Source organism: Parafrankia colletiae (genome assembly GCF_001854655.1).
Lineage (GTDB): Bacteria > Actinomycetota > Actinomycetes > Frankiales > Frankiaceae > Parafrankia > Parafrankia colletiae.
Map to the genome: position 1 here is coordinate 199214 of NZ_MBLM01000163.1, position 25304 is coordinate 224517.

Here is a 25304-nt window from a genome sequence, read left to right on the forward strand (position 1 = left end):
AGAGGCGGGCCGGGTTAGCCTTTCCTCCATGCGGGACAGAGCGTGGGCGATCTCACGATTCATCGGCCCACGCGGGCGACGTATGGCAGGGCCAGCCCGGACCTCCCGGTCCGGCGGCGGCAGCGCGGAACACACGGCGCCGTTCCCGAACATGCCCTTCCTGCGTACGCCCGTCACCTGGGTCGCGTTCACGGCCGCAGCGGCCATGTTCCTCCTCGTCGGAGCACCGGCCACGTCAGCGGGGGCGGCACCCACGACGCCGGGCCGGCTGACGGTCGCCGCGCTCGGCGACTCCTACTCGTCCGGGGAGGGGACGCCCCCGTTCGACCTCGCCATCGCGAGCTGCCGGCGCAGCGCCGGAGCCTGGCCGAGACTGYTGGCAACGCTGGATCCACCGGTCACCACAGTCCTGCACGCCGCCTGCGGCGGGGCGACGACACGGAACCTGACCTCCTCCCAGCGGGACAACCCGCCACAGCTCGACCAGCTGCGCGGCCTGGCAACGGCGCCCGACGTGGTCACGATCACCATCGGCGGGAACGACGCCGGATTCAGTCGGGTCGTCCTGAGCTGCGTGGCATGGAAGTGTTTCTGGAGCGGTGACGACAAGCGCAAGCGGAAGTACCTTCAGGACGAGCTTCCGGGCATTCTTGTCACCACTTACAAAGAAGTCAGGAAAGCCGCGCCGAACGCCCGGATCCTGGTCGTCGGATATCCCGACATCTTCCCGCGGTCGCAGCGCGACAACACCTGCCGCTGGCTTGACAGCGGCGAGCGCAGGCAGCTCGTCAGCCTCAACAACACGCTCAACCGGACGATTCGCAAAGCAGCTCGCGAGGCCGGGGTCGAGTTCGTCTCCACCAACCGCTCGCTACGCGATCACGAAATGTGTACGGATGACTCGTGGGTCAACCCGGTCGGGCTTTTCGGCGCGGGGCGGGACCTCAGCGCACACCCCACCCAGGCAGGTCAGGAAGCCATAGCCCGGACGGTTCACGAGGCGATCGTCGACGACCGCCGCTGACGTCGGCGGCCAGCAGGCCAGCCGGAGTCCGCCGGTCAGCCGGAGTCCGCCGGTCAGCCGGAAGCGGCCGTCGGGGTGCCGAGCCTTCGGAGCACCCGTTCGCTGTCGGTGGTATCCCAGCCACCAGCCTGGTCGGGACCCCGCGGCGACCAGCGGTCCAGCAGCTGGACGCCAGCCCCGCGCAGGGTCCGRCAGGACGTCTCGTAGGCGGGGTGCGCCGCCTGCGCCGCGGCGAGGCAGGGCGCGGCAACGATGGGCAGCCGCAGGCCGAGGGCCTCGGTCAGCAGACCCAGGGCCAGGGTGTCCGCGATACCGGCAGCCCACTTGTTGATCGTGTTGAAGGTCGCCGGAACGACCGCGAAGGCGTCCGGCGGCGGCAGCACATCCGGCTGGCCGGGACGTTTGTAGTCGGTCCTCACCGGGTGCCCGGTCAGTTCGGCGAGCACCGGCAGATCGAGCCACCCGCCGGCACGGGCCGTGGTGATGACGCAGACGTCCCATCCGGCCTGCTGCGCCTCGGTCACGAAGCCGGCGGCGGCGAGAGCTGGCGATGCGGCGCACACGACGTGGTACAGCACCGGCTGCGCAGTGGTCATACGCCCAGTCTGGACCGGGTGGCCCCGTTTGGAGACAACCTGCCACGGAGCGGAAGAGCGGCATCACTCAGCACGCCAGGGTAAGGTAAACCTCACTTGGTGATCTCGTCATGTTGTGCCCACTCGGCACGCTCGGTTCGGATGCTGGACGCACCGCCGGCGGCAGGGTCTGTGCGAGGCCACCAGGCAGTGCGCGGAAGCCGGGCGGGTCCCGACGGCAGGGGCGGCGCCAGACTTCCACCCCACTCCCGCTCATGCTCGCAGGATTGTGACCTTCTTCAAATACCGAGCCTGCCGAGCTCGAAGACGCAGGCCAACGGCCTGTCGCCGGGCAGCAAGCGCCCGGGGGCCGGCACGCTCGGCCGAGGTCGGGTTGACTAGGCAGATGAAGTTAGGCTTACCTAACAACTATGTCTCCCGTGTCATGCCGCCGGCCACGCCCCACGCCGACGGACGCCTCCCTGGCTCCGGCCTCGTCTTCACTGGCCGCCGCCGGGACCCGGATCTCGCCGCAGGCGCCCGCTCGCAGCGGGGCGCCCACGCGCACGGCCGTCCGCACCGCCGCGGCCAGCACGAGACCCGTGACATGAACCCGTCATCCCACCTGGCCGTCGACCCGGCGGACCTGGCTGCAGCCGGCATCACCGGCGTCACCTCCGCCACGAACCTCGCCAGCGCGGCAGGCCTCGCCGTCGCGGCCGGTGCGGCGAGCCTGGCCGGCCTCGACGCGACGCTGCAGGCGGTGGGCCCCGCACTCGATCACCGCTGGGCGATCGTCGGGCCACCGCCATCACCCGATGGCTGGATCCGGGCCTCCGACCTGCTCGACCCCGAACGCCTGGACGAGGCTCTCGCCGTGGTGCGCGAACACCACCAGGCCACCCCGGAGGTCGCGGTCAGCTACTTCACCGCCTGGTACGCCGCGACCATCGTCGGCCCGGCGATCGCCACCTTCGTCCTGACACGCCGGATCCCCGACCTCGACCCCGCCGAGATCTGGGTGCACCGCCACGAAGGGGGATGGTTCGACGCCACCGCCTTCCATCGCCCCCGCATGACCCTCCTGCCGGAGGACCCGGCGGTTGCCGGGTGTGCGCCGGAGGCGACCCCGGTCGAGGTCGTGGCGGTCGCGGCGGATCTGGAGGCGCTGCGCGCGCAGCTCGTGGAGGAGATCATCGGCCACCTGGAGCCGATCATCGCCAGCCTGCGCAAGCGCGCGCGGCTCGGGCTGGCTGCGCTGTGGGGCGCGGTGGCCGCCCAGTGCGGCCGCACCTTTCTTCTCACGGAGCGGGTGAGCCGCGATCCGCACCTGGGCCGCCTTGAGGCGGACGCCTTCTTCGCCGCCGCGGCGCCCACCCTGCGGGCCCGGCCGACCTGGCAGCAGTTCATCCACCGCGGCCGGTGCTACACGGGCATGCGGCGCGGCTCCTGCTGCCTGGCGCACCGGGTCACCGAGGAGTTCTGCACCGCATGTCCCTTTGTGGCCGCGCCGGAACGCGAGAGCCGGCTGCGGGAGTGGATCGACAGCCAGGGACCGGGCGGGCTGGCCGTCTGAGACCGCCTCCGGCCGGGCAGGGGAGCCCTGGGGAGCGGCAGCGTCCCAGAAGAAGCCGCAGGAGGAACAAGCGGAATCGAGGTGGCCGTGATGCGTTGATCATCAGCCAGGAGTGGCACGCGACATGCGACGCGGCGGAACGCGACGACCACAGCAGACCACGTGTGACCTGAATCACTCCAACCGCCCGACGACATCAGTTACTGTCGGTAGTGCCGGCCTCGAGCCGGCCGGCGGCTGGACCCTGTTCACTCCGTTCCCGCCGCCAGCACGGAGCACCGCGGCTCCGAGCGCGAATCTGATCATCATCGCCCGTCGAGGCCCCACAGCGGAGTTGTCGGGGTCGACATGTCCGTTCCGCTCTTGGCGGAACCACGTGACGGAATCATGCCTGGTCGGCCACGGTTGCCATGAACGTCTCCGCTGGTCGGCCGGCGATCCGGCCGCAGAGCTGTCTCCGACGAAGGGGGCGGTTCCGGCGGGTAGGTTTCTGTTCGATGCGTGAGGACATGCCTCGGCGGAGCTAGCATGCGGATACCGGCTGTCGTGTGGTCGGTCGCAGCTCGAAGGAGCGCACATGTTCGAGAGGTTCACCGACCGGGCACGTCGGGTCGTCGTCCTGGCTCAGGAAGAAGCCAGGATGCTCAACCACAACTACATCGGGACCGAGCACATCCTGCTCGGCCTGATCCACGAGGGCGAGGGCGTCGCCGCTAAGGCCCTCGAGTCGCTCGGGATCTCGCTCGAGGGTGTGCGGTCGCAGGTCGAAGAGATCATCGGCCAGGGTCAGCAGGCGCCGAGCGGGCACATCCCGTTCACGCCGCGAGCCAAGAAGGTCCTTGAGCTCTCGCTGCGCGAGGCCCTCCAGCTCGGTCACAACTACATCGGCACCGAGCACATCCTGCTCGGCCTCATCCGCGAGGGCGAGGGCGTCGCCGCCCAGGTGCTGGTCAAGCTCGGAGCGGACCTCAACCGGGTCCGCCAGCAGGTCATCCAGCTCCTGTCCGGCTACCAGGGCAAGGGCGACCCGGCGACCGCYGGCGCCCCGGCCGAGGGCACGCCGTCGACCTCGCTGGTCCTCGACCAGTTCGGCCGCAACCTCACCGCGGCCGCTCGTGAGTCCAAGCTCGACCCGGTCATCGGGCGCGAGAAGGAGATCGAGCGCGTCATGCAGGTGCTGTCGCGCCGGACGAAGAACAACCCGGTCCTCATCGGCGAGCCCGGCGTCGGCAAGACCGCCGTCGTCGAGGGGCTCGCGCAGGCGATCGTCAAGGGCGAGGTCCCGGAGACCCTGAAGGACAAGCAGCTCTACACCCTCGACCTCGGCGCTCTGGTCGCCGGGTCCCGCTACCGCGGTGACTTCGAGGAGCGGCTGAAGAAGGTCCTGAAGGAGATCCGCACCCGCGGCGACATCATCCTGTTCATCGACGAGCTGCACACGCTCGTCGGTGCGGGTGCCGCCGAGGGCGCGATCGACGCCGCCTCCATCCTGAAGCCGATGCTGGCGCGCGGTGAGCTGCAGACGATCGGCGCGACCACCCTGGACGAGTACCGCAAGCACCTGGAGAAGGACGCGGCGCTCGAGCGGCGCTTCCAGCCCATCCAGGTCGCGGAGCCGTCGGTGGCGCACACGATCGAGATCCTCAAGGGCCTGCGCGACCGGTACGAGGCGCACCACCGCGTCTCGATCACCGACGCCGCCCTGGTCGCCGCGGCCTCCCTGGCCGACCGCTACATCTCCGACCGGTTCCTGCCGGACAAGGCGATCGACCTGATCGACGAGGCCGGCTCCCGGATGCGCATCCGCCGGATGACCGCTCCGCCGGACCTGCGTGAGTTCGACGAGCGCATCGCGAACGTCCGGCGCGACAAGGAGTCCGCGATCGACGCGCAGGACTTCGAGAAGGCCGCGTCGCTGCGCGACAAGGAGAAGACCCTGCTGGCCGAGAAGGCCAAGCGGGAGAAGGAGTGGAAGGCCGGCGACATGGACGTCGTCGCCGAGGTCGGCGACGAGGAGATCGCGGAGGTCCTCGCGATCTGGACCGGCATCCCGGTCTTCAAGCTCACCGAGGAGGAGACCGCGCGTCTGCTCCGCATGGAGGACGAGCTCCACCGTCGGGTCATCGGCCAGGAGCAGGCCATCAAGGCCGTCTCCCAGGCGATCCGGCGTACCCGCGCCGGTCTGAAGGACCCGAAGCGCCCCGGTGGCTCGTTCATCTTCGCCGGCCCGTCCGGTGTCGGTAAGACCGAGCTGTCGAAGACGCTGGCGGAGTTCCTCTTCGGTGACGAGGACGCGCTCATCCAGCTCGACATGTCCGAGTACATGGAGAAGCACACCGTCTCGCGGCTGGTGGGCTCCCCGCCCGGCTACGTCGGGTRCGAGGAGGGCGGCCAGCTCACCGAGCGGGTGCGGCGCAAGCCGTTCTCCGTGGTCCTCTTCGACGAGGTCGAGAAGGCCCACCCGGACGTGTTCAACACCCTCCTGCAGATCCTGGAGGACGGTCGTCTGACCGACTCCCAGGGCCGGCTGGTCGACTTCAAGAACACCGTCCTGATCATGACGTCGAACCTGGGCACCCGGGACATCTCCAAGGGCCCCGGCATCGGCTTCGCCACCGGTCAGGGCGCGGTGGACTACGAGCGGATGAAGGCCAAGGTCCAGGACGAGCTCAAGCAGCACTTCCGGCCTGAGTTCCTGAACCGGATCGACGACATCATCGTCTTCCACCAGCTCTCCGAGGCCGAGATCGTCCAGATCGTGGACCTCATGCTGGCCCGGGTCGACAGCCAGCTGAAGAACAAGGACATGGCGCTGGAGCTCACTCCGGCGGCCAAGGTCCTGCTCGCCAAGCGCGGCTACGACCCGGTGCTGGGCGCCCGTCCGCTGCGCCGGACGATCCAGCGGGAGATCGAGGACGTCCTGTCCGAGAAGATCCTCTACGGGACGCTGCGTCCCGGCGAGATCGTCGTCGGCGACGTCGAGGGCGAAGGCGAGGAGGCGAAGTTCGTCTTCCGCGGCGAGCCGAAGCCGAACTCGGTGCCGGACGCTCCCCCGATCGACCTGGCCAAGTCCAGCGAATGATGTGACCGAAGGGCGGTTGCGCGACCCGCGTGACCGCCCTTCGGCATGTCCGTCGCGCCGCTGCCTCCGGAAGTCATGCCTCGACACCACGACGAAGATCTGCCCAGTTCCCCGACTCCGCCCGGTTCCGGTCCGAGCGCCGAGCACGGTGTGCACCTCACCTTCGGTGCGGACCCGGCCACCTCGATGGTCGTCTCGTGGATCACCCTGGCGCCGGTCCGGCAGCCTCAGGTCCACGTCCGCGGCACCCACCCAGACGCCCCGGCGGGCTCGTCCGCCGGGGCCGTCACGCGCCGCTACACCGACTCGACCACACAGCGTGAGATCTTCGCGCATCACGCGCTGCTGGACGGTCTACAGCCGGACACCGAGTACCGGTACGAGCTGTCCTTCCGGGCAGGCCGGGCCCGCACCGCGACCGGCGCCACCTTTCGCACCGCGCCGCGGGGGCGGGCCGCGTTCACCTTCACCTGCTTCGGGGATCACGGCACGGACCGGCCCTCCGACCCGCACGGGACCGCGGCCTCCGRCACCCTGGTGACCGGGCTCGAACGACTCGCACCGCTGTTCACCCTGGTGAACGGCGACCTGGCCTACTCGAACGTGCGGGACGTCCCACCGACCGCCTGGTCTGACTGGCTCGCGATGATCAGCCCCTCGGCCACCCGCCGCCCATGGATGCCGGCTCCGGGGAACCACGAGACCGAGCGCGGCAACGGCGCCCTCGGCCTGGCCGCCTACCAGACCTACTTCCGGCTGCCGGACAACGGCGCGGAACCGTACCTGAACGGCCTCTGGTACACCTTCGCCGTCGGCGGGGTGCGGTTCATCGTCCTCAGCGGCGACGATGTCTGCTACCAGGACGCCGGGCGGGTCTACCTGCACGGCTACAGCTCCGGGCGGCAGACCGCCTGGCTGGAGCAGGAGCTGAAGCAGGCCCGTGCCGACCGGGACGTCGACTGGGTGATCGTCGCCGTGCACCAGGCGGCCGTGTCCACCGCCGAGTTCCACAACGGCGCTGATCTGGGCCTGCGCGAGGAATGGCTGCCGCTGTTCGACCAGTACGGGGTCGATCTGGTGCTCAGTGGGCATGAGCACCACTACGAGCGGACCCATCCGCTACGCGGCGTTGTCACGGGGACGCCGACGCGCACCCCGCGGCCGGTACCGGGAGCGACGACCATCGTGGACGGAGAGACCACCATCGACACCTCGGCCGGTGGTGTCCACATGCTCGTGGGTACGGGCGGCTCGTCCACCCCGTCCGCGCATCAGCTGTTCGACCCGCCGGCCTGCCGGGTGACTGTCGGGGTGCGCGAGCCCGAGCCGGGCCAGCGGCATCATCCGGCGGTGCGGGTGACGGAGTCCGCGCCCTGGCTCGCGGCCCGGTTCCCGGAGCATCCCTATGCCTTCGCCGGCTTCGCCGTGGAGCCCGGATCCGACGGCGGGCCGACCCGGATCCGGGTGACGGTCTACGACTCGTCGACGACCGAACCCGTCCCGTTCGACACGTTCACCCTGGTGCGCCCCAGCGGCGACAGCGGCGGCGCCTGACCGGGGAGATCTGACCTTCCGGCGCCCCGGACATCTTCCCGACACCCGCGCCCTGCGACCCGACAAGCCGAAACGCCGCGTCTCTGGCGCCTGGTGGCCCCATGTCGGTGTCCTGACACGGATCCGATCGTCCCCAAGTTGACGCCTTTGATTATGTATGGGGACGGCTACCGACACGTCCTATAGCGTGATCGGGTTGGCGTGGCGGGGACGGAGGCCATGGGTAGCTCACTAGTACCGATCATGCTCATTGTGGTGCTGCTCGTGGGCGCCGTTGTCTTTGTGGTGCTCTCCAGTCGAGCCCCGCGCACCGGCTACGAGTCGGGGCGGCGGCGGACGCTGGAGACACGACGCGCCCGCCGGGGCGGCATTCCACTGCGGGACACTCCGCCCCCCGAACCGCCGGACGGCGCGGGACCGGACCTCACCGCCACTCCGGCCGCGCCTGTCGCCGCCGCCCCCGTGATCACGGTGGCGGACGGGGGCGAGCCCGGCGGCGGATCCGACGGCGACCCCGGTGCGGCCGGCCCGGCCTGGGGCGACGGTACCGGATGGGTCGACTGGGACGGTGCGGAGGCCACCCGGGTCACCAGTCTGAGCGACCCCGGGACCGACTCGCCCGACGTGACCGGAGCCACAACCGCGGGCGGGTATGCCGACACAGCCACCTCCGTGACAGACGGTGCCCCGGGGGCGGGTCACAATATCGGTGGCGCGTACCCAGCACGTGCCGGCACCGCCGCGGACCAGGCGGATACCCCGTACCACGGGGAGTACTTCGCCGCCGGAGCCCAGACCGGTGAATCCCATGCCAACGCACACAGCAGGGACACCCCTATGAACGACAGCCGGGACCCGGATGCCACCGGGTGGACCCCGCCGCCCAGTGGCCGTCCGCACCAGACCGAGGTGGACGACTCCGCCTACCGGTTGCCGATGGACGGCCAGGGCAGGCATCCGGCCGACGGCGCGTACCACCAGCCGGGCCTGAGCGGCTACAGCGGGCCGGCGTCCTACCCCGACCCCACGGCGGGTGAGACGCAGCGCGTCAGCGCCGGCCCGGACGGCCCGGACGCCCTCGGCCAGGCACCGACCTGGCCGGATCCGGCCTGGGGCGGTGCCGGCGCCACCGCTGGCGACGCGGCGGTCACGGTGGCGGATGCGGCCCTGTCGCCCGAGTCGGGAGCGGCCGGGATCGTGGCGCCCGAGCCGGCCCAGACCACCGCGCCCGCCCTGCGGCTCGCCGCCGCCGGCCGCACGCGGCGCGGTAAGCGCGGCGGTCCCAACGAGGACGCCTACGTGGTCTCCGACGGACTGCTCGCGGTCTCGGACGGGGTCGGAGGCGAGGCCGCCGGCCAGATCGCCTCCACCCTGACGGTCACCACCGTCGCCGGCTTCCGCCCCCAGTACGCCCGGGACCCCGCCGACGGGCTCCGGCAGGCTGTCGCACGCGCCAACCAGGTGGTGCGGGAGAAGCCCCGGGAGGAACCGGCCTGGCGGGGCATGGCGTGCACCCTCGACGTCGTCATCCTCGGCCGGCAGCAGTCCACCGGCGAGACGCTGTTCATCGCGCACGTGGGCGACAGCTCGGTGTGGCTGCAGCCGCAGAAGGGGCGCCCGCACCAGATCACCACCCCGCACGCGATCAAGAACGGCCCGCTGCTCAACGCGGTCGGCCTCGCGGACCACATCGAGGCCGACATCCTGCGCGAGCCGGTCCGGGCCGGCGACCGGGTCATCCTCGCCAGTGACGGCATCACCAAGGTGATGACCCCGGAGCAGCTGCTCGGGCTGATGACCGAGCTCGGTGCCGAGCCGCCGGAGCGGGCTGCCGACGCTCTCGTGGAGGCCGCGCTGCTGGCCGGCGCGCGTGACGACACCACGATCGTGGTCGCTGACGTGGTCTCCGAGCCCGCCGCGCGGTGACGGCTCGTTGGCCGGGGTGACCGGCGGGCTGGTCGGCCGGACGGGCCGGTGGCTGCGTCGCCACCTGCTCGGGCTGTTCGGGGTCCTCGGGCTGATCGCGATGGTGCTGAGCCTGATCGGCACCTATCAGCACTTCGCGGCGACGCCGGAGACCTTCACCTGGGCCAACGTGGTCTTCTTCGCATCCACCCTGTTCCTCGCGGACGGGACGATGTTCGAGGGCGGCGGGCAGTTCCCGCCCGCCCTGGAGGTGGCCCGCTTCCTCGCCCCGCTGGCGACCGCGGTCGGTGTCGCCGATGCCGTGAGCACCCTGTTCGCCCACCGGTTCGAGCGGTTCCGGGCCCGGCACGCGCGCCGGCACGTCGTCGTCTGCGGCAGCGGGCCGACCGCGTCCGCGCTGGTCGACAAGCTGGTCGGCAGCAACCGCGTGGTGCTGGTCGCCCAGGACGCCGGGCAGGAGTACCCGGACGCCGAGCGGCCCCCCAACCTGCTGCGGATCAACGGCGACCCGGTGGAGCGGATCGTTCTGCAGGGCGCCGGGATCGCGCGCGCCGACGTCGTCTACAGCTGTCTGGGCGACACGGCGTCCAACCTGGCGGTGACCCTCACCGCGCGGGGGGTGGTGCGGGGCGGACGTACCCGGTACCGCCGAACCGCGGACGCCCGGGTGGACAACCCCCTGCGCTGTCTGGCCCAGGTCGGCGACCTGTCACTGCTGCCGCACCTGCGGGCCCGCCGGATCGGGCTGGAGAACGACCCCGGCTTCCGGCTCGACTTCTTCGCGATCGAGGTGCTCGGCGCGCATGCCCTGCTCAACAGCAATGCGCCGGCGTGGGCCCGACCCAACCGGGCGCCCGATCTGCCCGCGCGGCCGCCGCATCTGGTCGTGCTGGGGATGTCCGGCCTGGGCCTGGCGCTCGTGATGGAGCTCGCCCGGCGGTGGCGGGATTCCAGCGCGCCCGGTGATCCGCTGCTGCGCATCGTGGTGTCGGGACGGGACGCCTCCGGGCACGCCGCCGCGATGCGCTCCCGCGAGCCGGCGCTGGCACAGGTCGAGCTGCTGGCCCACGACAGCGCGTCCGGGGAGCTGCCCACCGGTCTGATCCTCGCCCAGGACGGCCCGGGCGAGCCGCCGGAGTTCGTCTACGTGTGTCACCGTGACGAGGAGGAGGCGCTGCTGCGCGGGCTGGAGGTGCTGCGCGCTGTCGGCGCCACCGGCCTCGGCGAGCGCCGGACCAGGATCGTCGTGCGCACCGGGCGCCAGCGCAGCTTCGAGGACGTCTTCGGCTCCCGCAACCCACCCGTCGACGAGGACCCGCTGCCGCCGCTGGATGACAGCGGGTTGCTGGACAGCGTCCAGGGCGGGCTGCGTTTCTTCGCCGTGAACGATCAGGCACTGCCGCTCGACCCCGGCGCGAACGACCTCATCGAGCGGTTCGCCCAGATCATCCATGAGAAGTACCTGGCGAAGGAGCGGGCCGGCGGCGCGGCGATGGGCAGCCGGCGCAGCCTGCGCCCGTGGGAGGAGCTGGACCACGATCTCCAGGCGTCGAACCGGGCGCAGGCGATCGGCTACAGCGACGTCCTGCGGCGGCGGAACTGGATGCTGGTGCCGCTCGGCGAGCACGATCCGGAGTTCTCCTTCACCGCGGACGAGGTGGACCAGCTGGCGCGGGAGGAGCATCTGCGCTGGTGGCGGGAGCGGGAGAGCCGCGGAGTGCGGTACGGGCCGTTGGAGCTGGACGGCTCGGACCCGCGCCACCCCTCGCTCGTCGACTGGGAGAACCTCTCCCGGGACGACCGGTTACGCAGTGAGGCGGTCGTCCTCAACATGCCCGCCATCCTGGCCGCCGCCGGCCTGGGCATCGTGCGGATGACCCCGCGGCCGCCGGACCCCATCGCCTAAGCCATCAGTGCAGGCGCTGGTCGGCGGGGCAGTCGAGGGCGCTGGCGCGGGTCAGGCCGTCCACCGAGAGGCGGGCCGACAGCCGCACCGCGCCACTGGACTGGGTGAGGATGCCCGTCCACCCACCCGCTGCCCGGAACACGCAGGCATCACCTTCAGTAATCTGCCAGTACGGTGTGTAGTGCACCAGGATGGTGGCGACGCCGGGGTTCGCGAACGACACCGCGACCGAGCTGACGTCCAGCTCGGTGAGGGTCGCCGGGCCGCGGACGAGGCCGGGGGAATCCCGGACCAGCCACACCATCCAGTCAGCATYGCGCCAGGTGAGCTCCAGGTAGGGCAGCCCGGACCGCAGCAGCTCGGCCTCCGCGACACCGGCCGGGTCGAGCTCGACGTTCGGCAGGGCGACATACGTGACGCCGCGGGCGAGCAGCCATTCGTGGTAGGTCGCCGCCGACAGCGTTCCGTCGTAGAACAGGGCGTTGTACTTGCTGTCGAGCTGGCGCAGCCAGCCACGGATGATGGGAACCCGCGGCGGGACGTAGCGGGCCTCCCAGTGCGACCGGGTGAACGGGATCTCGACTCGCCCTCCCGGGACCGGACTGTCGTTGTCCAGGTAGTCGAGCAGCTCCGTGTAGTAGTCGGGCGAGGCGGACGGGTCGCCGTGGGTCACCAGTGCCCCGTGGATGGGACCGATCTGCCAGGCGATCAGGGGGATCGAGGCGAGCGCGAGCGCGCGCGGCCGGCTGGCCAGGAACACCGCCGCCGCCGGCCCGGCGAGCATCGTCGCCGGGCGGGTGATGTTGCCTCCGACCTGTGTCGGGACGAAGAAGAAGACGATCGCCGACGCCGCCCACAGCAGCAGGCCGTTGCGGACCGCCCGCTGCTCCCGGGGAACCAGGACGAGCCCCACCCCGATCAGCGTCAGCAGGGAGAGGAAGGTGACCGCCGGGAAGGGCTGGTAGCCCTCCTCCGGGAAGGCGAGCGCCACCGCGATCCCCGCGCCGGCTCCGAGGAACCCGACGAGCACCCGCCGCGGCAGCGTCCCGAGCAGTGCCAGCCCCACCATGAGGACGAATCCGGCGGCGAGCGGCGAGGCGAGGGATGACAGCACCGCGCCCGCCCACACCAGCCGCACCCGCCGCTCGCGCGCGCCCAGCAGTGCCAGCGCGCCGAACGCCATCCCGAGCGCGAACGGCATGCGGCCGACGACCAGGTTCGCCACCGTCGCGACCGCGAACCACACGAGCGCCAGATCGTGACCGCGCCGGGCACCGGGCCCGCGCAGCAGCCGGGTCACGACGACCGTCGACGCGATGCAGGCGAGCGCGCCGACGGTCTGGACACCCAGCAGGGCGCCCAGCGGGGGAAAGAGCACACTGTAGCCGGGTATGGTGTGGCCGCCGTACCAACCGTCGTCCCACAGGACCGCGCCGCCGTGCTCGAAGAGCCAGACCCGATACTCCTGGGCAGGGGTGTCCGGGCCGGTGACGCCGAGGCACACCGAAATCAGGCACAGCACCGCGGTGAGCAGCCAGGGCCGGCGCACGACCGCGGTTCCCAGGGCGGCGGCGCCCTCGGCCACCCGACTGCGGCGCCGAGGACCAACGGCGAGGCAGGAGGTCTGCGGGAGTGAGTCGCGGCGACGGCCGTTCTCGCCGGCGGTGGTTCCGAGCAACGGATCAGGCGTCGCGAGCAGACCCACCCGTCACCTCCCCGCCCTCCGCGGCCGGCCTGTCCGGCGCCACAACAGTCGACATCTTCACCGCGGGCACCGCGGGTGCGCGGACCGGCACGGACACGCCGCCTGGGCGTGGGACGTCATGGCTGATCGCAACCGGCACGATCGCCGCGAGCGCCGCCATGATCGGCGAGGCTCGGCTCGGCCCCCGGGATCCCCAGGCGAGCGACCCGTCATCCTGGTGGGGAATTCTCCCATCCACGCCGCCTTCGGACACCGACAGGGGCGTGCTTGCGGCCACAGCGGCCGTGGCTGTGATCCTTCTGTGCCTGAGCTGGCTGCTTCTCCTGGCCCGGGCGCTCCGCCACACGCTCCCCCCGCGCGAGGCCGCCATCGCCGCCCTCGCGTGGGCAACCCCGTTCGCGCTGGGACCGCCGCTGTTCAGCCGGGACGTCTATGCCTACGCCGCGCAGGGGGAACTCGCCCGACACGGACTGGACCCGGCCACCCACGGCGTCAGCGCCCTGCTCGCCCGCGGCCCGACCGGGGAGATCTTCGTCGCCGCCGTGGATCCGCGCTGGCGCGAGACCCACGCCCCCTACGGCGGGCTGGGCGTCGGCGTCGAGCGGCTGGCCGCAACCCTCGGCGACCTCTTCGGCGCCGGCCCGGCCGGGGCGATCGTGGTGCTACGTGTCGTCGCGGTGCTGTCGACCGTCGCTCTCGTCCTGCTCGCGCTGCGCCTCCTGCGCGCCCAGTGCCCGGCATACGGCGCGGGCAGCCGCCTCGCGGTGGTGCTCGTTCTCCTCGCCGCCAACCCGTTCGTGATCATTCACCTGGTCGGGGGCTCCCACCTGGACGCCCTCGCCGCGGCCCTGCTCGCCGGGGCGCTGGTGGCCGATCAGGCGCGGCGGGCCACGACGGACACCGGCCGGGCACGCGGCCTGGCGGCACTGGCCATGGTCCTCGCGTGCCTGGCCGGCAGCGTCAAGGCCACCGCTTTTCTCGGCGCCGGCTGGTTGCTCTTCGCCCATCTGCGGGACGCCCGGCGCGTCCGCACGGCAGCGGCAGCTCTCGGCACCGACCTGATCGCCGGTTCCGCGGCACTGCTGGCCGCCATGGCCGCGGGCGGTTTCGGACCGACCTGGATCAACGCCCTCGCCACCTCCGGCGCGCTGGAGACCGGCGTGGCTCCCGCGTCGATGCTCGCGACCGGGCTGGCCGCGTCGGCGGGACTGATCGGGCTGGACGTCGCCGACGGCACAGTGCTCGACGCGACCCGCGCCCTGACGCTGGCGCTGGCCGGCCTGATCGTCGTCTGGCTCGCGCTGCGGACCTGGCCGCACCCCCGCCCGCGCGACGGCCTGGCCGTCCTGGGATACGGCGGCATGGCCGTCGCGCTGGGATCACCGGTGGTCTATCCGTGGTATCTCGCACTGAGCGTGCCGTTCCTGGCCGTGCTCGTCGCGCTCGACCGGGCGGAGCCGCCGCCCCGGGCCGGACCCGTGGTCTGGCTGGTAGTCGTCACGTCGGTGTGGCTGTGTGCCGCCACGCTGTCCCCGCTCGCCGACACCTGGCGGCTGCTCGGGCGAGCCGGGCCGCTGCCGGTCGTCGCGCTCGCGGTTCTGCTGGGCGGGATGGCGCTGGCAGCGGCGGGCTGGCCACGCTGGTCCGGAGCGCGTACCAGGCGACGATGACCAGCAGGACGTTGCGCGCAAGCAGCAGCAGGCTGCCGACGACCCGGCCCTGAACCACATCGTTGTACCGCCAGGGATAGACGACCTGCGTCAGCACGGCGGCGACGGCGAGCAGCACCGCCGGGTCCATCGACAGGCCTCTTCCGTCCGGCCGGACCGGCGGAACCGGCCGGACCGGTTCCGCGGAACCGTCAGGGGTGAGGGCGATGCGGGCCGCGACCAGGACGAGCATCCAGATCAGGTACTGCGGGCTGAGTACGCGGGAGGTGACAGAAATGATCATCACCAGCGCCAGACCCCGGCCGGCGATGTCCGCGGCGGTGGGCTGACCGGCGTCCGGCCCGGGCCGCCGCGCCCACCAGAACAGCACCGCGACCAGGATCAGGATCATCTCGACCACCGAGCAGGCGGTCGCGACACCCCGGGCGGCGGTTCCGTCGAACTGCAGCGACCCGTGGGAGTACGCCGGCGCCTCCCCGGCCCCGAACATCCGGGCCACCACGAACGGTGTGGCCGACACTGCCTCGATCTGCAGGCCTCGTGCGCTCTGGGCGTCGAGAAATCCGAGGGCGCCCCGCCACCACCCGGCGAGCGCGAGGGCCACGGCCAGGCCCGCCACCACCGCGGCCGCGCCGGCCGCGATCCGCCCGCCCCGTGCCAGGACATCCCCGCGCCGGCCCGCCAGGCCACCACGGCCGAGCGAGACGAGCAACAGACCGGGCCACACCTTGACGGCCGCACCCAGCGCCACCCAGCCGCCGAAACGTCCGGGGCGGGCGTCGAGCGCCAGCAGGGCGGCGAGGGCGGCGGCGGCCGGCACCAGATCGAAGCGGGCCACAGTGACCGGCCCGAGGGCCAGCGTGGTGAGCAGCCAGTAGCGCGCCGCGCGATGGGAGCGGCGGGCGAGTGCCCAGGTCACGGCCGCGTCGACCGCGAGGATGAGCAGGAGGAACGAGACCTCGTAGGGGACGCCGAGCCACTCGCGAGGCGCTCCGGGGAGCGCGAGCAGGACCGCGGCACCCGGCGGGTACTGCCACTTCTCGTCGCCGGGGACGGCCCCGTCATGGACGAGGATGCGACCCCAGGCCCGGTAGAGATCCAGGTCGCCGCGCACGCTCTGCTGCGCCCCRAACACCTGGCCGTGCACCGCGAGGAGGAGCAGCAGGACGCGGCTCAGGATCCACCCGGCAAGCAGCGGCCTGTCCCCGTAACCGTCCCGTGCTCGGCGCATCCCTCGGAAAGTACCGGCCATGGCGACGACCGCGGCACCGGCGTGGGAAGGTCATAGCTATGCGAGTACGCTTCGCCACCTAGCGTCACCACTCCCTTTAGCTTCCCGACAGCCACGAGCCACTCCACGGCGTGACCGGCGCCGTGAGCGCGGAGCCCGACGGCGCGTTCCGCGCGTGCCGGGTGGTCCACGCGCCGCGGAGGTGCTCTGTGATCCTCGGTACCGGTTCCGCCTGGGACACGGCGTGCGTGCAGCTCGCCGATGYGGCCCACCACCTGGGCCTGGACGACGGCATGCACGACCTGTTGCGGACCCCGCGCAGATCGATCACCGTCTCCGTCCCCCTGCTGCGCGACGACGGCCAGCTCCTCGTGCTGTCCGGCTACCGGGTCCAGCACAACCTCGCCCGCGGGCCGGCCAAGGGCGGCCTGCGCTACCACCCGGCCTGCGACCTGGACGAGGTCAAGGCCCTCGCCATGTGGATGACCTGGAAGTGCGCGCTGATGGGGATTCCCTACGGCGGCGCCAAGGGCGGCATCGCGGTCGAGCCCGGCCTGCTCTCCCGGCAGGAGCGGGAGCGGATGACCCGCCGCTACGCCGCCGAGCTGGTGCCGCTGATCGGCCCGGACAAGGACATCCCCGCACCGGATGTCGGCACCGACGAACAGACCATGGCCTGGATCATGGACACCTACTCCACGCACACCGGTCACACCGCGCCCGGCGTGGTCACCGGCAAGCCACTGTCGATCGGCGGCTCCGCGGGCCGGGCCGGTGCGACCAGCCGGGGCGTCCAGCTCGCCGCCTTCGCCGCGCTCCGCGAACTGAACAAGGACCCGCGGGAGACGACGGTCGCCGTCCAGGGGTTCGGCAAGGTCGGCGCGCTCGCCGCCCAGTACCTGCACGACGCCGGCTGTCAGCTCGTCGCGGTGTCCGACGTCAAGGGGGGTGTCCACAACCGTGCCGGACTGAACCCGACCGCGCTGATCCGCCACGTCGCCCGCGGGGGCGACACGGTCGTCGGCTACCCGGGCACCGACACGATCACCAACACCGAGCTGCTCGAACTGGACGTGGACATGCTGGTCCCCGCCGCCATGGAAGGCGTGATCAACTCCGGGAACGCGGACCGGGTGCAGGCACCGCTGATCGTCGAGGGCGCGAACGGCCCGGTGACGGCGGAGGCCGACAAGGTCCTGGCCGGCAACGGCACCGTGATCGTGCCGGACATCCTCGCCAACGGCGGCGGGGTCGCGGTCTCCTACTTCGAGTGGGTGCAGGACATCCAGGCCTACTTCTGGTCCGAGGACCAGGTGAACGACCGGCTGCGCGAGCTGATGCAGCGCGCGTACCGGGAGGTCTCGGCGCTGGCCCGGGAGCGGCGGGTCAGCCTGCGTACCGCCGCGCACATCATCGGCGTCGCCCGCGTCGCCGAGGCGCATCGGACCCGGGGCCTCTATCCCTGAACTCCCCCGCCACCCGGGCGGCCAGCGCGAACAGGGCGTCCTCGTCGTCGGCCGGCGACGTCCGGTTGCGCCGCCGATGGCCGCAGCTCTCGCAGTGGTGGGTCAGAACGGTCTCCCGGGCCCGCAGCTCCACCGCCACCGGCCGCATCAGCCCCTGACAGACCGCCGCCCGGTCGCCCGGGTGGACGTCCACATGGCGTGACCACAGGCAGGACGGGCAGTGGTTGGTGTAGCCGTTGCCGCGGACCGCGCGTCCGCAGACGAGGCAGGCGAAGTTCTCGGGCGTGCGGGCGAACCGCCGGCCGGAGACGTCATCAGGCGGCTGCACCCGTCAACGGTATGGGGCCCACGGACTTTCGGGTGTACGGACTTTCGGGCGCGCGTGACCGACGCGCCGGGTGTGTCCGCGGGACGAACGGGGATGTCGGGCCCAGGGGGTGAAATAGTGGGCGGCGTGGACGCGGAGGGCCTGAGCGAGCGGGACGCCCGGGTGCTGGCCTTCGAGAAGCTGCGCTGGCAGCACCCGGGGGCCAAGGACGCCGCCATCCGCGCCGAGTTCGGCCTGTCGTCGACCCGTTACTACCAGCTCCTGCACGTTCTGATCGACTCACCAGCCGCGCTGGCCACGGACCCGATGCTCGTCCGCCGACTGCAGCGGCTGCGTGACGAACGCCGGCGCGCCCGCTCAGGCCCCCTGGACGGCGCCGGCGAACCCGGCCACGACGGTCCCGACGACGCCTGAGGAGAGCCCCGTGCCCAGTGGCTCCCACGACACCTTCCGGCACCGCGAAGGTGACCGCCTGCGCATGGCGGCTGCCACCGCCGTAGCCGTGCTGGCCGTACTGGCCGGCATCCTGCTGGTGAACCTGTTCAACGGCCCGCCCGACTCCGACCCGGACGACGCCGCCCCGGCCCCGCCTGCCGTGGGCACCCCGTCACGGCCGTCGACGCCGCCGCAGACCCCGTCGAGGAGCCCGACGCGGTCCCCGACGCCAACCGCCGTCCCGACGCCGCCGCCGTCACCCATGCCGCAGTCAGCTCCGGTGGAACCGCCGACCGCGGCCCCTCCGCCGGCGGCTCCGCGGGTCTTCGCCCCCGTCGTCGTGCTGAACAACTCCCGGCTCAAGGGCCTCGCCGACGACGCCGCCGACCGGGTGGAGGCGGCCGGCTTCCGGGTCGAACGGGTCGGAAACTACCTCTCCAGGTACAACGTTCCCGTATCGACCGTCTTCTACGATCCCGAGGACGCCGACGCCGCCCGCACCCTGCTGGAGACCGTTCCCGGGGTCGAGCGCATGGTGCCCCGCGAGGAAACGAGAATCATCGAGACGGACACGCTCATCCTGGTCATCACCCGGGACTTCCCGGCCGGCGACCAGCCCTGACGGCAGCCCACCAGCCACTCACCCCTCACGTGACCGGGGAAGGGACCGTGACCGAACCCTCGCCACCCGCCCGCGCCGGCTCTCCCGCCACCGTCGAGCCCACTCCGACCCCGCGCACCCCTGCCGGCGGCGCGGGCCTGGCCGCGCTGCTCACGGCCCCGGAGAAGGCTCTGGTCGCCCTCGACTACGACGGCACCCTCGCGCCGATCGTCTCCCGGCCCGGTGACGCGGTCCCCGCACCCGGCGCCATGGCGGCGCTGCGCCGGATCGCCCGCCGGGTCGGCACCCTGGCGATCATCACCGGCCGGCCGGTGGAGGCCGTCCTCGAACTCACCGAGGCCGAGCGGTTCACCGACCTGGACCGGCTGTTCGTCCTGGGCCAGTACGGCCTGCAACGGTGGGACGCCGAGACCGGGCAGACCGTCAGCCCCGAGCCGCTGCCCGGGGTCAACGCCCTGCGCGGCGCACTGGCCCAGGCCCTGGTCGACGCCCCCGCCGGGACGTCCGTCGAGGACAAAGGGCACGCCCTGGTCGTCCACGTGCGGCGCACCGCTGACCCGGACGCGGCACTTGCCGCGCTCGCACCCGCCCTCAGCCGACTCGCGCAGGAGCACGGGCTGGAGGCGGCGCCCGGCAAGCGGGTCCTGGAACTGCGCCCACCGGGGCATGACAAGGGCGGGGCGCTGCGCACGCTGGTAGCGCAGCGGCAGGCCCGGTCAGTGCTGGTGGCCGGTGACGACCTCGGCGACCTCCCGGCCTTCGATGCCGTCGACGAGCTGCGGGCCGGCGGCATCGGCGGGATCACCGTGTGCAGTGACAGCCCCGAGGTGCCGGAGGTGCTGCGTTCCCGCGCTGACCTGGTGGTCGGCGGGCCCGCCGGCATGGTCACGCTGCTGGAGGTCCTGGCCGACCGCATCGGGGCCTGATCTAGGGGCCCGAGCGGATCTCCGCGAGCTGTGCGCCGAACCAGGCGCGGGGCGGCAGCGCGCCGGCGACGGTGGCGAGCCGCCCGGCCCGGGCGCGCCGCTCGGCCGGGGCCATCGTCAGCCCCGCGTACATCGCGTCCGCGGTCGCGGTGACGTCGTACGGGTTCACCACGAGGGCGTCGGCGGCCATCTCCGAGCAGGCACCCGCCTCCCGGGAGAGGACGAGCACGGCGCCCTCGGCCGAGACGACCATCCCCTCCTTGGCGACCAGGTTCATCCCGTCCCGGATCGGGTTCACCACCAGCACGTCGGCGAGGGTCATGGCGGCCAGTGACCGCGGGAAGTCGTCGCTGATCTCCAGGTGCACCGGCAGCCAGGTGTCCGTGCCGAACTCGTCCTCGATCTCGGCGGCGAGCCGCTGCACGGCCGCCGTGTACTCGCGGTACTCCGGCAGGTCGTGCCGGGACGGATAGGCGCACACGAGGTGCATGACCCGCCCGTGCCACTCGGGGTGCGCGCGCAGGAACTCGCGGTAGGCGTCCAGCCCACGGACGATGTTCTTCGACAGCTCGGTGCGATCGACCCGGACCACCAGGCGGCAGTCCCCCGCCAGCTCCCGCAGCTCGGCCGCGCGGGCGCGGACGTCCGGATGGGAGGCGCGGTCCCGCAGCTCGGGGGCGTCCACGCCGAGTGGGTACAGGCTCGTCCGCACCGAACGGCCGCCGGCCGAGACGGTGTCACCCTCGATCTGGGCGCCGAGGATCTCCGCACAGCAGTCCCGGAACGCCGCCGCCCAGGCGGGGGCGAGGAAGCCGAGACGGTCGGCGCCGAGCATGCCCTGCAGGATGGCGGCGGCGACRCTGTCCGGCAGCATCCGGAAGTACTCCGGCGGCGACCACGGGGTGTGACTGAAGTGCGCGATGCGCAGATCCGGCCGGGTCTGGCGCAGCAGAGCCGGCACCAGTGTCAGGTGGTAGTCCTGCACGAGCACGCACGCCCCCGGAGCGGCCTGCTCGGCGAGCGCCTCGGCGAAGGCGCTGTTGTAGTGCTCGTAGGCGGCCCAGTCCCGCCGGAACGACGCGCCGAAACTCGGCTCCATCGACGGCGAGTGCAGCAGGTGCAGGACGAACCAGAGTGTCCGGTTCGCGACCGCGTTGTAGGCGCGGTCGAACAGCACCCGGTCCAGGTCGAGCATCTTCACCGACGCGCCACCGGTGTCAAAACCGACCTGGTCGAGGCGCCCACCCGGCGCCGAGCGGGCGGCCCGCCGGTCGGCCTCGCTGAGCGCCGTGCAGACCCACAGCAGCTCGCCGTCGCCGTCCGGGGTGTCCTGCACGACCTGGGCGAGGCCGCTGACCAGCCCACCGCCGCCGCGCCGCGCAAGCAGCTCGCCGTCGTCCCCGATGGCGAACGACACCGGCCCCCGGTTCGACGCGACCAGCAGTTCCGCCTGGGACGAACGCTCACCCCCCGGCGCCGCGAGCTCCCCGATGCCCGGCATGTGACGCACACAGCGGAGCGTAGGCCATCGGGTGCCGTGYTGTGGCGTCATCCGGTCAGGGAGCGGCGATGGCGCCGCGCACAGCGCTCGCCCAGCCGAGCCCGACCGAGCCGGCTTCCACCACCGCGTTGGTGTGCCCGGTGAGAAGCGCCGCGATGTCCGGATGGCGGATCGCGTTGGCCACCAGATGCATCCGACCCACCGAGCGGGCCATCTCCAGGTCGCTGGCCGAGTCGCCGATGGCGATCGCCTCGGTCGGGTCGAGCCCGCGCCGCTTGAGGTCGTAGGCCACGGCCTCGCCCTTGCTGACCCCGTCCGGCACCAGGTGGTACACGTGCGGGACCACGCCGAGATCGGGCATGTTCGCTGGAGCGATGAGACCGTTGTCACGCATGCTCAGCCACCCGAAGCCCGTCTCGGCGAGCCAGGCATCCACCTCGGCGACATCGATCCGACCACGGAGCATGACGTCGATCTCGCGGCCGGCGTGCCACGGTGTGTGCAGCTCCAGTCGACCTGGATGCAGCCCGATCAGCTCGTCGAGCAGGCTCTCGGGCACCTGCTCGTACGACTCCGGCATCGCGCCGCGCAGGATCTCGCTCTCGATCAGGCGTTCGCCGTTCCAGCCGATGATCGCGCCCATCTCACCGATGAACCCGTCCGCACCGAAGATGCCGGCGGCCTCCACCAGCTGCGGCCTGGTCCGCCCGGAGACCAGGACGAGCGCGATGCCCGCATCGAGCAGCTCCACGAGCGCGCGGGCCGGCTCCAGGGTCGTCGGGCCCCCTTCCGCTCGGAAGAAGCAGCCGCGCGGACCGACCATCGTTCCATCAAGATCGGTGTAGACGACACGTACTGTCACGCTACGGTCTCCCTGCGGTGGGTCCGACGGGTCACAGGCCTATAGGCAACAGCATGCGACAGCCGGCGGGCGCGCCGATGYGGGCCCGGCGGCGACAGGTTCGTGACAGCGATCCGACCGAATAAACTACGGTGCACGTCCGCCCACACGCGGACTACAGTACGGACAGACAACTTCATCTGGCTCATCCAGAGGGGCAGAGGGAACGGCCCAGCGAAGCCCCGGCAACCACCGACGCATCCCTGCGCGGCAGGTGCTAATTCCGACCCGGGGCGCACGCCGGCGCCCGGGAAAGATGAGGAGTTCCCGCATGACTCTCGCGCCCGAGCGCGCCTCTCTCCCGAGCGCGGAAGCCGCAAATCCTGCCGTCTCGCTCTCCTGTCGGCACTGCGGAGCCACCTACCCGCTGTCCCCCACCCATGTCTGCATCGAGTGTTTCGCCCCCCTCGAGATCGCCTACGACGAGGACCGGCTGCGTACGGTCACCCGGGAGTCGATCGAGGCCGGGCCGCGCAACCTGTGGCGCTATGTGGGCCTGCTGCCCGCCGGGCACGTCGCGGAGCGGCGGGTCTCCCTCGACGCCGGCTGGACGCCGCTGCGCCCGGCGCCGCGCCTCGCCGCCGCGCTGGGGATGCGCACCCTGTGGGTGAAGGACGACAGCGCGAACCCGACCCACTCCTTCAAGGACCGAGTCGTCTCGGTGGCGCTGACCGCCGCCCGCGAGCTGGGCTTCACCACCGTCGCCTGCGCCTCGACCGGCAACCTCGCCCAGTCCGTCGCCGCGCACGCGGCGTCCGCCGGGCTGCGGTCCGTCGTGCTCGTCCCGCACGACCTGGAGGCCGGCAAGACCGTGTCGACCGCCGTCTACGGCGGCGCCCTGGTCGCCATCAAGGGCAACTACGACGACGTGAACCGCCTGTGCAGCGAGCTCGCCGGCGAGTACGAGTGGGCCTTCGTGAACGTCAACGTCCGGCCGTTCTACGCCGAGGGTTCGAAGACCCTCGGCTACGAGGTGGCCGAGCAGCTCGGCTGGCGGCTCCCCGGCCAGGTCGTGATCCCGATCGCCTCCGGTTCGCTGCTCACCAAGGTCGACAAGGCCTTCGGGGAGCTCGGCCGGCTCGGCCTCGTCGAGCCCACCCCGTACAAGGTTTTCGGAGCCCAGGCCGCCGGCTGCAACCCGGTGGCGTCCGCCTTCGCCCGGGGCGTCGACACCGTCGCTCCGGTGAAGCCCTCGACGATCGCCAAGTCACTGTCGATCGGCAACCCGGCGGACGGCCCGTACGCCCTCGATGTGGCCCGCCGCACCGGCGGGGCCATCACCGACGTCACCGACGAGCAGATCGTCGACGGCATCCGTCTRCTCGCCCGCACCGAGGGGATCTTCGGCGAGACCGCGGGCGGCGTCACTGTCGCCTGCCTGCGCCGCCTGCTGGACGAGGGCCGCCTCGACCCTGATGTCGAGACCGTCATCTACAACACCGGCGACGGCCTCAAGACCCTCGACCCCCTGGTGTCCACCGGTGGCCCGACCGCGACGATCCCACCATCCCTCTCCGCCTTCGAGGCCGCCGGCCTCGGYGACGACTAGTCACTGCCTGGCCGATCATGCGGTGGGATTCGTCCCACGGTTGTGTCCGCGGTCGTCGGTGTCCGTTCGGTYCCCCCGGCCCCGCTTCGCGGGAGCGCGCTCCCCTACCGAGATCACGGCGGCAAAGACCGACGTCGCATGCAAGGAAAAGCGGACCTGGTCCAGGGTCGAGTCGGAAATCCAACGGGGGCTCACCTCTGAACACGGCGCTGATAACGGGGGGACGTCCGGCCTGCCCGGATCAGGCCTTACGCCCGGATCAACGCCCATAGGTGGGAAAGGCTCCTCCTGGCGAGACGTCGGCCGGACTTCGTCACCGCCACCAGGAGGCACCATGCGACGCTTACGGCAGGCCCTGGTCACCCTGGCGGTGGCGTCCACCGTCGGGCTCACCGCCTGCGGCGGCTCCGGCGACACCGCGACGCAGCCCGGCCGAACGCCCGCCACGGCCACGGCCACGAGCACAACTCGGCCCCCCAGCCCGAGCCCCGTCCCCGGCACGCCCACCGCTCTGCCCACCACGGCGACGGGTCCGTCCGCCCCGCCCACCACGGCGACGACCGGGTCGGGCGGGGCGGCGGGAACGACACGGCCCACCACGGCGAAGCCGACGACACCGGCCACGGGCGTGCCCGCGCGCCTGCTCGGCCGGGACTGGGAGCGCATCCCGACCGAGCGCCGAGTCGTCGCGCTGACGTTCGACGGCGGTGCCAGCGCGGATGGTGTGGACCCGATCCTGGCGACGCTCGACCGGGAGGGCGTACCGGCCACCTTTTTCCTCACCGGCCAGTTCGTGAAGACCTTCCCGGCCGCCGCGCGCGCCATCGCCGCCCGCGGCCACGTCATCGGCAGCCATTCGGTCACGCACCCCTATTTCACCGGGCTCGCTGACGCGGACCTGCGCGCCGAGCTGCTCGGCGCCCAGTCGACCATCCAGAGCGTCACCGGCGTCGACCCGCGTCCCTGGTTCCGCTTCCCGTACGGCGACCGTGACGCGCGCACGATCGGYGCGGTCAACGCACTCGGCTATGTGCCGGTCCGCTGGACGGTCGACACACTCGGCTGGAAGGGCACCTCGGGCGGCCAGAGCGCGCAGAGCGTCACCGACCGGGTTCTGGCCGCCGCGGGCAGCGGCGAGATCGTCCTCATGCACGTGGGCGCGCACCCGCAGGACCGCTCGACCCTGGACGCGGAGGCGCTGGGCGGGATCATCCGGGAACTGCGCGCCCGCGGCTACGGCTTCACAACAGTCAAGGCGATGTAGACGCGGCGAAGCAAGATCATACGAGTCGACCGGCGGGTGGCCTCGACCTCGATCCGCGATGTG

At 72.1% G+C, this 25304-nt stretch carries 18 protein-coding genes, 1 pseudogene and 1 riboswitch; of the genes and pseudogenes, 13 read left to right on the forward strand and 6 right to left on the reverse strand.

All coding sequences use genetic code 11. The annotated features are described in order from the left end of the window. The first annotated feature begins 28 nt into the window (after window positions 1-28). Window positions 29-1024: an SGNH/GDSL hydrolase family protein gene (locus tag CC117_RS30745; protein ID WP_071090867.1), complete on the forward strand. Its 996-nt coding sequence runs from the start codon at window positions 29-31 to the stop codon at window positions 1022-1024. A 53-nt stretch (window positions 1025-1077) separates the two neighbouring features. Here CC117_RS30745 and CC117_RS30750 read toward each other — a convergent pair whose 3' ends face one another. After that, window positions 1078-1620, reverse strand: a complete 543-nt coding sequence (locus CC117_RS30750; protein ID WP_071090870.1) for a flavoprotein — start codon at window positions 1618-1620, stop codon at window positions 1078-1080. A 385-nt stretch (window positions 1621-2005) separates the two neighbouring features. Between CC117_RS30750 and CC117_RS30755 the strand changes: the two genes are divergently transcribed. From CC117_RS30755 to CC117_RS30775, 5 genes are all read left to right on the forward strand, one after another. After that, the gene (locus CC117_RS30755; RefSeq protein WP_241830573.1) at window positions 2006-3175 is read left to right on the forward strand and encodes a Fe-S oxidoreductase; all 1170 of its coding nucleotides are present in this window, start codon (window positions 2006-2008) and stop codon (window positions 3173-3175) included. Window positions 3176-3752: 577 nt separating this feature from the next. Then, window positions 3753-6257, forward strand: a complete 2505-nt coding sequence (locus CC117_RS30760; RefSeq protein ID WP_071090876.1) for an ATP-dependent Clp protease ATP-binding subunit — start codon at window positions 3753-3755, stop codon at window positions 6255-6257. Between the two features lie 150 nt (window positions 6258-6407). Further along, window positions 6408-7811, forward strand: coding sequence for a purple acid phosphatase family protein (locus tag CC117_RS30765; RefSeq protein ID WP_321572655.1), 1404 nt, complete (start codon window positions 6408-6410; stop codon window positions 7809-7811). 219 nt (window positions 7812-8030) lie between these two features. Next, window positions 8031-9737, forward strand: a complete 1707-nt coding sequence (locus tag CC117_RS30770; RefSeq protein WP_241830574.1) for a PP2C family protein-serine/threonine phosphatase — start codon at window positions 8031-8033, stop codon at window positions 9735-9737. A gap of 16 nt (window positions 9738-9753) precedes the next feature. After that, window positions 9754-11643 (forward strand): NAD-binding protein, encoded by a 1890-nt coding sequence (locus CC117_RS30775; RefSeq protein ID WP_071090884.1) that lies wholly within the window; start codon window positions 9754-9756, stop codon window positions 11641-11643. 4 nt (window positions 11644-11647) lie between these two features. Here the strand turns inward: CC117_RS30775 and CC117_RS30780 are convergent, their stop codons facing one another. Next, window positions 11648-13348 (reverse strand): hypothetical protein, encoded by a 1701-nt coding sequence (locus CC117_RS30780; RefSeq protein ID WP_071090887.1) that lies wholly within the window; start codon window positions 13346-13348, stop codon window positions 11648-11650. 263 nt (window positions 13349-13611) lie between these two features. Here CC117_RS30780 and mptB point away from each other — a divergent pair, with 263 nt between their 5' ends. Next, on the forward strand, window positions 13612-15018 hold the full coding sequence (gene mptB, locus CC117_RS38305) for a polyprenol phosphomannose-dependent alpha 1,6 mannosyltransferase MptB (protein ID WP_241830575.1): 1407 nt from the start codon (window positions 13612-13614) through the stop codon (window positions 15016-15018). Between the two features lie 403 nt (window positions 15019-15421). On the opposite strand, the pseudogene CC117_RS39560 reads toward mptB, so the two are convergent. After that, window positions 15422-16270, reverse strand: a pseudogene (locus CC117_RS39560) (glycosyltransferase 87 family protein); the annotation flags it as partial. 188 nt (window positions 16271-16458) lie between these two features. Between CC117_RS39560 and CC117_RS30795 the strand changes: the two are divergent. Further along, on the forward strand, window positions 16459-17715 hold the full coding sequence (locus tag CC117_RS30795; protein WP_071091203.1) for a Glu/Leu/Phe/Val family dehydrogenase: 1257 nt from the start codon (window positions 16459-16461) through the stop codon (window positions 17713-17715). Here the strand turns inward: CC117_RS30795 and CC117_RS30800 are convergent. Further along, window positions 17660-18043, reverse strand: a complete 384-nt coding sequence (locus tag CC117_RS30800; protein WP_071090896.1) for an RNHCP domain-containing protein — start codon at window positions 18041-18043, stop codon at window positions 17660-17662. The genes CC117_RS30795 and CC117_RS30800 overlap by 56 nt on opposite strands. Before the next feature lie 126 nt (window positions 18044-18169). Here CC117_RS30800 and CC117_RS30805 point away from each other — a divergent pair, with 126 nt between their 5' ends. From CC117_RS30805 to otsB, 3 genes are read left to right on the forward strand one after another with little or no spacing between them, the layout of a single operon-like run. Next, window positions 18170-18457 carry a DUF3263 domain-containing protein gene (locus CC117_RS30805; RefSeq protein WP_241830576.1) on the forward strand — a complete coding sequence of 96 codons (288 nt, stop codon included), beginning with the start codon at window positions 18170-18172 and terminating at the stop codon, window positions 18455-18457. Window positions 18458-18467: 10 nt separating this feature from the next. Beyond that, a complete protein-coding gene (locus tag CC117_RS30810) occupies window positions 18468-19100 on the forward strand; it encodes a LytR C-terminal domain-containing protein (protein ID WP_071090902.1) in 633 nt (210 codons plus the stop codon). A 47-nt stretch (window positions 19101-19147) separates the two neighbouring features. Beyond that, the gene (gene otsB, locus CC117_RS30815; protein WP_071091206.1) at window positions 19148-20026 is read left to right on the forward strand and encodes a trehalose-phosphatase; all 879 of its coding nucleotides are present in this window, start codon (window positions 19148-19150) and stop codon (window positions 20024-20026) included. A gap of 1 nt (window position 20027) precedes the next feature. Here otsB and CC117_RS30820 read toward each other — a convergent pair whose 3' ends face one another. Further along, complete coding sequence (locus CC117_RS30820; RefSeq protein WP_071090904.1) at window positions 20028-21527, reverse strand: alpha,alpha-trehalose-phosphate synthase (UDP-forming); 1500 nt, start codon at window positions 21525-21527, stop codon at window positions 20028-20030. Window positions 21528-21582: 55 nt separating this feature from the next. Continuing rightward, window positions 21583-22389 carry an HAD family hydrolase gene (locus tag CC117_RS30825; RefSeq protein ID WP_071090907.1) on the reverse strand — a complete coding sequence of 269 codons (807 nt, stop codon included), beginning with the start codon at window positions 22387-22389 and terminating at the stop codon, window positions 21583-21585. Window positions 22390-22570: 181 nt separating this feature from the next. After that, window positions 22571-22691, forward strand: a riboswitch (SAM riboswitch). 8 nt (window positions 22692-22699) lie between these two features. Here CC117_RS30825 and thrC point away from each other — a divergent pair. Both thrC and CC117_RS30835 read left to right on the forward strand, forming a co-directional pair. Next, the gene (thrC, locus tag CC117_RS30830) at window positions 22700-23977 is read left to right on the forward strand and encodes a threonine synthase (protein WP_071090910.1); all 1278 of its coding nucleotides are present in this window, start codon (window positions 22700-22702) and stop codon (window positions 23975-23977) included. Between the two features lie 334 nt (window positions 23978-24311). After that, on the forward strand, window positions 24312-25241 hold the full coding sequence (locus CC117_RS30835) for a polysaccharide deacetylase family protein (protein WP_071090913.1): 930 nt from the start codon (window positions 24312-24314) through the stop codon (window positions 25239-25241). The last annotated feature ends 63 nt before the right edge of the window (window positions 25242-25304 follow it).